This window comes from Mycobacterium sp. 1465703.0 (genome assembly GCF_001672975.1).
Lineage (GTDB): Bacteria > Actinomycetota > Actinomycetes > Mycobacteriales > Mycobacteriaceae > Mycobacterium.
This window is the reverse complement of record NZ_LZKU01000008.1, coordinates 18,354-29,037: the sequence shown is the minus strand read 5'-3', so window position 1 is coordinate 29,037 and position 10,684 is coordinate 18,354. Positions and strand designations below refer to the sequence as shown.

The 10,684-nt window shown below is 67.7% G+C and carries 2 protein-coding genes; both read left to right on the top strand.

Features of this window, described 5'->3' with window-relative positions; genetic code table 11:
* On the top strand, window positions 1-2,542 hold a 2,542-nt coding region (locus A5625_RS00615), incomplete at its 5' end, for a condensation domain-containing protein (protein ID WP_232003301.1).
* Window positions 2,539-10,188 (top strand): non-ribosomal peptide synthetase, encoded by a 7,650-nt coding sequence (locus A5625_RS00610; RefSeq protein ID WP_066988450.1) that lies wholly within the window; start codon window positions 2,539-2,541, stop codon window positions 10,186-10,188. The genes A5625_RS00615 and A5625_RS00610, both read left to right, overlap by 4 nt.
* Window positions 10,189-10,684: the final 496 nt, after the last annotated feature.

Here is a 10,684-nt window from a genome sequence, read left to right as displayed (position 1 = left end):
CGTGCCGGTGGTGCTGCAGGCGCTGCTGGATCGGCACGCCATGTTGCGGATGCGCGTGGAGGACGACGGCGTCGGCGGCTGGTCCCTCGACGTGCCCGAGGCGGGCTCAATACAGGCCGGCGACTGCCTGGAGTCGGTCGACGTGTTGTCCGAAGCGGCACTGGTCGACGCCCGGTCGCGGCTGAATCTCGCCGACGGCGTGCTGGTGCGTGCCGTATGGGCCACGGCGACAAACCAACTGGCGCTGATCGTTCACCACCTGGCCGTCGACGGCGTGTCGTGGCGGACGCTGATCGAGGACCTGAACATCGCCTGGGCGCAGCACCACAGCGGGCAGTCGGTGACCTTGCCGGTGGGCGGGACCTCGTTCGCCCGGTGGTCGTCGCTGCTGGAGGAGTACGCCCGCCGCCCCGAGGTGGTCGAGCGTCTGGAGGAGTGGCAGCAAGTTGCCGCCACCCCACCGGTGTTGCCGGCGGCGCAGCCCGAGGACACCTACGCGACGGCCGGACAGCTGTCGGCATCGCTGGACGTCGAGACGACGCGGCTGCTGCTCAGTGAGGTACCCGCGGCGTTCCACGCTGGGGTGCAGGACATTCTGTTGATCGCGTTCGGTCTGGCCTGGACCCAGTTCGTCGGCACCGGCGCGCCGATCGCGATCGACGTTGAAGGCCACGGGCGCAACGAAGTGCTGGGCCCGCAGGTGGACCTGTCGCGCACGGTCGGCTGGTTCACCGCGAAGTATCCGGTGGCGTTGCGGATCGGCGGACTGTCCTGGGGTCAGGTGATCGGCGGCGACGCGGCTTTGGGCGGGCTGATCAAAGACGCCAAGGAGCAGCTGCGCGCACTGCCCGACGGCCTCACCTACGGTTTGCTGCGTTACCTGAATCCCGAAGCGGAACTGAGTGATTCGGATCCGGTCATCGGATTCAACTACCTGGGTCGGCTCGGTGGTGGGGCCGCCGAATTGTCGGCCGACCTGTGGCAGCTGAGCGAGGACAGCTTCGCGTTGGCCGGCGCGGCCGGCGCGGTCGCGCTGCCGTTGCCGCACACGGTAGAGCTCAATGCCGGCACTATGGACACCGCGGAAGGCCCACATCTGCAGGCGAATTGGACCTGGGCGCTCTCGGCGCTGGACGAGAAGCAGATCAGCCGGCTGAGCGAGTTGTGGTTCGATGCCCTGGCTGGCATATGCACGCACGTGCGCAACGGCGGCGGCGGCCTGACCCCGTCCGACATCGCGCCCGCCCGGCTCAACCAGCAGGACCTCGACGAACTGCAGCAGCGGTACCAGATCGCCGACGTGTTACCCCTGACCCCGTTGCAGCAGGGCCTGCTGTTCCATACCGGCACGGCCCACGGCAGCGACGACCTGTATGCGGTGCAGCTGGACATCTCGGTGACCGGCGCCGTCGATCCGGAGCGGCTGCGCGAGGCGGTGCAGACCGTCATCACCCGCCACCCCAACGTCGTTGCCAGCTTCTCCGAGGACTTCGGGGAACCGGTGCAGGTCCTGTCGGCACACCCGGTGGTGGCCTGGCAGTACGTCGAGCTGGACACCGACGGCGATATCGAGGAGCAGATCGAGCGGTTGTCCACCGCCGAACGCGTCGCCGTCTGCGATCTGGCCGGGCAGCCGCCGTTCCGGGCCGCGCTGATCCGCACCGCGGAAGACGCTTACCGATTCGTGCTCACCAACCACCACATCGTGCTCGACGGCTGGTCGAAGCCGGTCCTGCTGCAGGAGATCTTCGCCAGCTATTTCGGTGTGCGGCTACCCGCGCCGGTGCCGTACCGCAGCTTCATCACCTGGCTGTCCGAGCAGGATCGCGCCGCGGCTCAGGCTGCGTGGCGCGAGGTGCTGGAGGGTTTTGAAACCCCCACCCTGGTCGGGCCATCGGGCCGGATGGCCCTTGGGCCGCGCGGCGTTGCGGAATTTCAGGTACCCGCGGAAACCAGCCGCCTGCTGGGCGAACTGGCCCGCTCGTGCCGCACCACCGTCAGCACCGTGTTGCAGGCGGCGTGGGCGCAGCTGCTGATGTGGCTGACCGGACAACACGATGTCGTTTTCGGGACAGCGGTTTCGGGCCGCCCGACGGAATTGGCCGGATCCGATGCCATGGTCGGCCTATTAATCAACACCGTGCCGGTAAGGGCGACCATCGGGGCGGAAACCACCATCGCCGACCTGCTTGACCAGCTACAACGCACCTACACCAACACTCTCGAGCACCAGCATTTGGCACTGAATGATATCCATCGTGTAACGGGACATGACCAAATTTTCGACACAATGTTCGTGTACGAGAACTATCCCATCGATACCGCCGCGCTATCGGCTGTGGACGAGTTAACTATTAAGGGATTCACGAACCGGGAATACAACCACTACCCGCTTTCGGTTCAAGCTGTGCCAGGCCACGAAATAGGTCTACGCGTCGAGTTCGATACAGACGTATTTGGCGAGGCGAGGATCGAGAAGCTAGTTGAGCGATTTCGGCGGGTGCTGGAAGCCATGACCGTGGACTTGGAGGAGCAGTCATGACCGTCGGTGCGGGACGGCGATTGTTGTCGATCGATCTGCTGGATGGCGGTGAGCACGATCGACTCGACGAGTGGGGCAACCGCGCGGTGCTGAGCAAGCCGGTCAAGGCTCCGGTGTCGATCCCAGAGTTGTTCGCCGCGCAGGTGGCGCGCGCCCCGCAGTCGGTCGCGCTGAGTTTCGACGGCCGCTCGATGACCTACGGCGAGCTCGACGATGCCGCGAACCGGCTGGCACACCTGTTGGCCGAGCAGGGCGCTCGTCCGGGTGAATGCGTTGCGCTGCTGTTCTCCCGTTCGGCTGAGGCGATCGTTTCGATCCTTGCGGTGATGAAGACCGGGGCTGCGTACCTGCCGATCGACCCGGCACTGCCGTCTGCGCGGATGGAATTCATGCTCGGCGATGCCACCCCGATCGCCGTGGTGACCACTGCGGGCCTGCGCACCCGGCTGGACGGTTTCGACTTCCCGGTAATCGACGTCGACGAAGCGATCGAGAACACCGAACCCGGCGGCGCGCTGCAGGGCCCGGACCCCGACGACATCGCGTACATGATCTACACCTCGGGCACCACCGGCGTCCCCAAGGGCGTCGCGGTCACCCACCGCAATGTGACCGAGTTCCTCAAGACGCTGCACGCCGATCTGCCAACCGGCCCGGGAAAGGTCTGGTCGCAGTGGCACTCGCTGGTCTTCGATGTCTCCGTCTGGGAGATCTGGGGCGCGCTGCTGCACGGTGGCCGCCTGGTGGTGGTGCCCGAATCGGTCGCCGGCTCGCCCGACGAGCTGCATGCCCTGCTGGTGGCCGAGAAGGTCAACGTGCTGAGCCAGACCCCGTCGGCGGTAGGCATGCTCTCACCGGAGGGCCTGGACTCCACGGCACTGGTGGTGGCCGGCGAGGCCTGCCCCGCTGAGGTGGTCGACCGGTGGGCACCCGGACGAGTGATGATCAACGCCTACGGCCCGACCGAGGCCACCGTGTACGCCGCAATGAGCACGCCGCTCGCGGGGGAGTCGGGGGCGCCGCCGATCGGGTCGCCGGTTCCCGGTGCGGCGTTGTTCGTGTTGGACAAGTGGTTGCGACCGGCGCCGGAAGGCGTCGTCGGCGAGTTGTATGTGGCCGGCCGCGGCGTCGCCACCGGGTACGCCCGTCGCGCCGGTCTGACGGCGTCACGCTTCGTGGCCTGCCCGTTCGGGGGGCCGGGGGCGCGGATGTATCGCACCGGGGACCTGGTCCGCTGGGGTGCCGACGGGCAGCTGCAGTACCTGGGCCGCGCCGACGAGCAGGTCAAGATCCGCGGCTACCGCATCGAACTCGGGGAGATCCAGTCGGCCCTCGCCGCGCTGGACGGCGTGGACCAGGCGGCGGTGATCGCCCGCGAGGACCGTCCCGGTGACAAGCGCCTGGTGGGGTACATCACCGGAACTGCCGACCCGGTCGCGCTGCGCACCCAGTTGGGCAAGCGGCTGCCGGCCTACATGGTGCCGGCGGCGGTCGTCGTGCTGGACACGCTGCCGTTGACGGTCAACGGCAAGCTCGACAAGCGCGCCCTGCCCGCCCCCGAATACCACAAGCGCGGCGGTCAATACCGTGCCCCCAGCACCCACACCGAGGAGATCCTGGCCGGCATCTACGCCCAGGTGCTGGGTGTGGAGCGGGTCGGCGTGGACGACTCGTTCTTCGACCTGGGTGGGGACAGCATCCTGTCGATGCAGGTGGTGGCCCGTGCCCGGGCGGCGGGAGTGGTGTGCCGCCCGCGCGACGTGTTCGTCGAGCAGACGGTCGCCCGGTTGGCCAGGGTGGCAACTGACGGTTCCGGCCAGGACGACGTGGCCGACGACGGGATCGGCCCGGTGCTGGCCACCCCGATCATGCATTGGCTGCAAACCGTCGAAGGCCCGATCGACGACTTCAACCAGACCATGGTGCTGGCCGCACCCTCCGGCGTCACCTCCGACGACGTGGCGGTCGTGCTGCAAGCTCTGCTGGACCGTCACCCGATGCTGCGGCTGCGGCTCGAGGACGACGGCAACGGCGGCTGGTCGCTGCAGGCGCCCGAACCCGGCACGGTGCAGGCCGATGACTGCCTGCAGTCGGTCGACGAGCTGTCTGACGCCACCCTGGTTGCGGCCCGATCGCGGCTGAACCCGGGCGCCGGAGTCATGGTCAGGGCCGTATGGGCAACCGAGACAGGCCAATTGGCGTTGATCATCCACCACCTGGCCGTCGACGGCGTGTCGTGGCGGACGCTGATCGAGGACCTGAACATCGCCTGGGCGCAGCACCACAGCGGTCAGCCGGTGGCCCTGCCCCCGGGCGGCACCTCGTTCGCCCGGTGGTCCTCGCTGCTGGCCGAGCACGCATTGAGCCCGGCGGTGGTCGAGCAGGCCGACGCCTGGCGCGAGGTGGTGGCAACCCCGGCGGTCCTGCCGGCGGTGCGACCCGAGGAGGACACCTACCAGACGGCCGAGCAGCTGTCGGTGTCGCTGGATGTCGAGACCACCCGGCTGCTGCTGGGTGAAGTGCCCGCGGCGTTTCACGCCGGGGTGCAGGACATCCTGCTGGTCGCATTCGGCATGGCCTGGACGCAGTTCCTGGGCACCGGCGCGCCGATCGGCATCGACGTCGAAGGGCACGGTCGCCAGGAAGAGCTCGGCCCGCGTATCGACCTGTCACGCACCGTGGGATGGTTCACCACCAAATACCCGGTGTCGCTGACCCTCGACGGGCTGGACTGGGCCAACGTGGTCGCCGGCAACGACGCGCTGGGCGCGGCGGTCAAGGCCACCAAGGAGCAGCTGCGCGCGCTGCCGGACGGCCTGACCTACGGCCTGCTGCGTTACCTGAACCCCGACATCGATCTCGGTGGCTCCGACCCGGTGATCGGGTTCAACTACCTGGGACGACTGGGCGCGGCCGCCGACCTGCCCGGCGAGCTGTGGCGGCTGAGCCCCGACAGTTTGTCGCTGAGCGGCGCGGCCGCGGCGGTGGCGATGCCGCTCATGCACACGGTCGACCTCAACGCCGGCACCATGGACACCGAGGACGGCCCGCACCTGCACGCCAACTGGACCTGGGCGCCGTCCGCGCTGGACCGCGACCAGGTGAACCGGTTGAGCCAGTTGTGGTTTGAGGCCCTGGCCGGTATCTGCGCCCACGTGCAGGGCGGGGGCGGCGGGCTGACGCCGTCCGACATCGCGCCCGCGCGGCTGAACCAGCGGCAGATCGACGAGCTGAGCAAGCAGCATGAGATCGCTGACATCCTGCCGCTCACCCCGCTGCAGCAGGGCCTGCTGTTCCACGCCAGCTTCGCGCAAGACCCCGGCGACGACGTCTATGCGGTGCAGCTCGGGATCACCGTGACCGGTGCCCTGGACTCGCACCGGCTGCACGACGCGGTGCACACGGTCATCAACCGCCACCCCAACCTGGCGGCCCGGTTCTGCCCGCAGTTCGGCGAACCCGTCCAGATCATCCCGGCCGACCCGGTGATGGCGTGGCGGTACATCCAACTGGGCGCCGAAGATTTGGACCACGAGCAGCGGGTCGACGAGTTGTGCGCCGCTGAGCGGGCCGCGGTGAGTGATCTGGCCAACCGGCCGGCGTTCCGGGCCGCGCTGATCCGTACCGCGGACAACCGGCACCGGTTCGTGCTCACCAACCACCACATCGTGATGGACGGCTGGTCGCTGCCCATCCTGCTGCGCGAGATCCTCGCCAACTACTACGGCGACCAGCTGCCCGCCCCGGCGACCTACCGCAGCTACCTGACCTGGCTGGCCGACCAGGATCGTGCCGCCGCACAAGCGGCGTGGCGTGAAGTCCTCGACGGATTCGACACACCGACCCTGGTGGGGCCGGCCGGCCGGATGCGGCTGGGCCGGCGAGCCGTGGAGTCCTATCGGCTGTCCGCGGAGACCACTCGCGCCGTCGGCGAGCTGGCCCGCTCATGCCAGACCACCGTCAACACCGTGCTGCAGGCGGCCTGGGCGCAGTTGCTGATGCGTCTGACCGGCCAGTCTGACGTGGCTTTCGGTACCGCGGTGTCGGGCCGGCCGGCCGACTTGATCGGCGCGGAGTCCATGGTGGGGCTGCTGATCAACACCGTTCCGGTGCGGGCTCGCATCACGGCGAAGACCACCGTCGCCGACGTGCTGGACCAGTTGCAACAACATCACAACGAGACCCTCGAACACGAGCACCTGGCGCTGAGCGACATCCACCACGTGACCGGTCACGAAGCGCTGTTCGACACCTTGTTCCTGTACGAGAACTATCCGATCGACACCAGCGTGCCGCTCGGCTTCCACGAGTTGGCCATCACCGATGTCACCAACCGTGAGTACAACCACTACCCGCTGTCGGTGATGGCGCTTCCGGGTCGGGAACTCGGCCTGCGCGTCGAATTCGACACCGATGTGTTCGACGCGGCCGGCATCGAGAAGCTGACCGAGAGATTCCAGCGGGTGCTGTCGGAGATGACGGCCGACCCCGCCCGACGACTGATGTCGCTGGACGTCGTCGACGAACACGAGCACGCGTGGCTCGACGAGCGGGGCAACCGGGCGGTGTTGAGCCAGCCGGCGACCGGCAAGTCGATCCCGGCCATGTTCGCCGCACAAGTGGCCCGCACCCCGGACAGAGCGGCGCTGACCTTCGACGGCCACTCGATGACGTATCGGGAGCTGGACGAGGCCGCCAACCGGATGGCGCACCTGTTGACCGAAGAGGGCGCGGGTCCGGGCGAGCGGGTGGCGTTGCTGTTCTCCAGGTCGGCGGACGCGATCGTCTCGATCCTTGCCGTGTTGAAGACCGGGGCGGCATACCTACCGATCGACCCCGCGCTGCCCGACGCGCGGCTCGGGTTCCTGCTCGACGACGCCGAGCCGGTCGCGGTGGTCACCACCGCGGGGCTGCGGTCGCGGCTACAGGGCCGCAGTCCGACGGTCATCGATGTCGACGACCCGGCGCTGGAAGCCCAGCCCAGCACCGCGCTGCCGAATCCGTCGGCGGACAACATCGCCTACCTCATCTACACCTCGGGCACTACCGGTGTCCCCAAGGGTGTGGCGGTCACCCACGCGAACGTCGCACAACTTGTCGAGACGTTGCACGCCGACCTGCCGGAGGGCGGAGTGTGGGCGCAGTGGCACTCCCTGGTGTTCGACGTCTCGGTGCACGAGATCTGGGGCGCGCTGCTGCACGGCGGACGCCTTGTCGTGGTATCCGAGTCGGTCGCGGCTTCGCCGGAGGACCTGCAGGCGCTGCTGGTCTCCGAACAGGTCACCGTGTTGAGCCAGACCCCGTCGGCGGTGGGCATGCTCTCGCCGGAAGGCCTGGACTCCACGGCGTTGGTGGTGGCCGGTGAGGCTTGCCCGGTCGAGGTCGTCGATCGGTGGGCACCCGGACGGGTGATGATCAACGCCTACGGCCCGACCGAGGCCACGGTCTACGCGGCAATGAGCGCGCCGCTGGCGGGCGGGGCGGCGTCGGCGCCGATCGGCTCGCCGGTGCCGCGGTCGGCGCTGTTCGTGCTGGACCGCTGGCTGCGCCCGGCGCCCGCAGGTGTCGTCGGCGAGTTGTACATCGCCGGTGATGGTGTGGCCACCGGGTATTCGCGCCGGCCCGGTCTGACGGCGGGGCGCTTCGTCGCCTGCCCGTTCGGCAGCCCGGGTGGCCGGATGTATCGCACCGGTGACCTGGTCCGGTGGGGCCACGACGGTCAGCTCGAGTACTTGGGGCGGGCCGACGAGCAGGTCAAGCTGCGCGGCTACCGCATCGAGCTCGGCGAAGTGCAGGCGGCCCTCGCCTCGCTGGATGGTGTCGAGCAGGCGGTGGTGATCGCCCGCGAGGACCGTCCCGGCGACAAGCGCCTGGTCGGCTACATCACCGGGACCGCCGAGCCGGCCAAAATCCGCATCCAGCTTGCCGACCGGCTGCCGGCCTACATGGTGCCGGCCGCGGTGGTGGTGTTGGACGCGCTCCCGTTGACGGTCAATGGCAAGCTCGACAAGCGCGCCCTGCCCGCGCCCGAGTACCAGAAGCGTGGTGGCGAGTATGTCGCGCCCGCCGATCACACCGAGGAGATCGTGGCCAACATCTTCGGCCGGGTCCTCGGAATGGAACGGGTGTCGGTCGACGACTCCTTCTTCGAGCTGGGCGGTGATTCGCTGTCCGCGATGCGGGTGATCGCCGAGATCAATACCGCCTTCGATAGCGCCTTGTCGGTCCGCGTCCTGTTCGACTCGCAGTCGATCCGGGCCCTCAGTCACCGGATCAACAGCGGCGCCGACACCGACAGCGCGGCGGGGCCCGGCTTCGCCGCGGTGCACGGGGCCGATGCCAAGGAGGTGTACGCGCGCGACCTCACCCTGGACAAGTTCATCGACGCGACGACGCTCTCGAATGCGCCGGCACTGCCGGGTCCAAGCGCTGAGGTGCGGACGGTCCTGCTGACCGGTGCGACCGGTTTCCTGGGTCGCTACCTGGTTCTGGAATGGCTCGAGCAGCTGGAACAGGTCGACGGCAAGCTGATCTGCCTGGTGCGGGCCAACTCCGACGAGGACGCGTGGCGCCGCTTGGAGACGACCTTCAACAGCGGCGACCCGGAACTGCTGCGGCACTTCCAGGAACTGGCCGAAGAGCACCTACAGGTCGTCGCCGGCGACAAGGGCCAGGCAAACCTCGGATTAACCGAGGACACCTGGCACCGGCTGGCCGACACCGTGGACCTGATCGTCGACTCCGCGGCCGTGGTCAACGGCGTCCTGCCCTACAGCGAGCTGTTCACCCCGAACGTCGGGGGCACAGCGGAGCTGATCCGGTTGGCGCTCACCACGAAGATGAAGCCGTATGCGTACGTGTCGACATCAGACGTCGGACGCCAGATCGAGCCTTCGGCGTTCACCGAAGACGCCGACATCCGGGTCATCAGCGCACGGCGCGTCATCGACGGCGGCTACGCCAACGGGTACGGCAACAGCAAGTGGGCGGGTGAGGTCCTGCTGCGTGAGGCCCACGACCTGTGCGGTCTGCCGGTCTCGGTGTTCCGCTCCGACATGATCCTGGCCGACACCAGCTACGCCGGCCAGCTCAACGTGGCGGACATCTTCACCCGGATGATTCTGAGCATCGTGGCCACCGGCACGGCGCCCAAGTCGTTCTATCAGCTGGACGCCGACGGCAACCGACAGAGTGCACACTTCGACGGCCTGCCCGTCGAGTTCGTCGCCGAGGCGGTCGCCAAACTGGGTGCCCAGGTCATGGAAGGGTTCGAGACGTACCACGTGATGAACCCGCATGACGACGGCATCGGCCTCGACGAATACGTCGACTGGCTGATCGAAGCGGGCTACCCGATCGAGCGCGTCGACGACTTCGGCGAGTGGCTGCAGCGTTTCCAGACCGGTCTGCGTGGCCTGCCGGAACATCAGCGGCAGAACTCAGTGCTGCAGATGTTGACGTTGCTGCTGCGGGACCCGAAGAGCCTGCAGCCTGCCGAGCCGGCCCGGGGTGCCTTTGCACCGACGGATCGCTTCCGCGCCGCGGTGCAGGAAGCGAAGGTCGGTTCCGACAACGACATCCCGCATGTCAGCGCGCCGGTGATCGTCAAGTACGTGACCGATCTGGAACTGCTCGGTTTGCTGTAATCCTTCGAGGTTTTCACCGACGCGGCGTGGTCCATAGGGCCACGCCGCGTCGTTCAATCGGGCAACCTCTGCCGCGAATAAAGGGGCAATAAAGCTCGCCATGAGGTCGGGTGGCGGCCCAGATCACGAAATCGCCCGAATCACTCCATACTGCGCATTGCTGTACGCGTGGTGTTAAATACCACAAGTATGTCAATCAGCCATATAGGTGAGCTAAATATCTAACTTTGGGAATTCATAGGACATTAAGTTTGAATACCTCTGGACCAGCGGGGTGCTCGTCTACTAGCCTCCCTCTTGTTGCACTCATGTTGGCTAGCGGGTCTCCGGAGGCGCGAGGGTCACACTTGCCGGCTCGCTCGTCTCGGCCAACGCCGAGCAGCCGGACCGCATCAAAGCAGAAGCGGACCGGGAAACGGCCTGAGCGTCAGCATGAGCGGCTCCACTCGACCGGGGGGTTGAAAGGAGAAGCCTGTGGTTGGGGAGCTGGATGGAG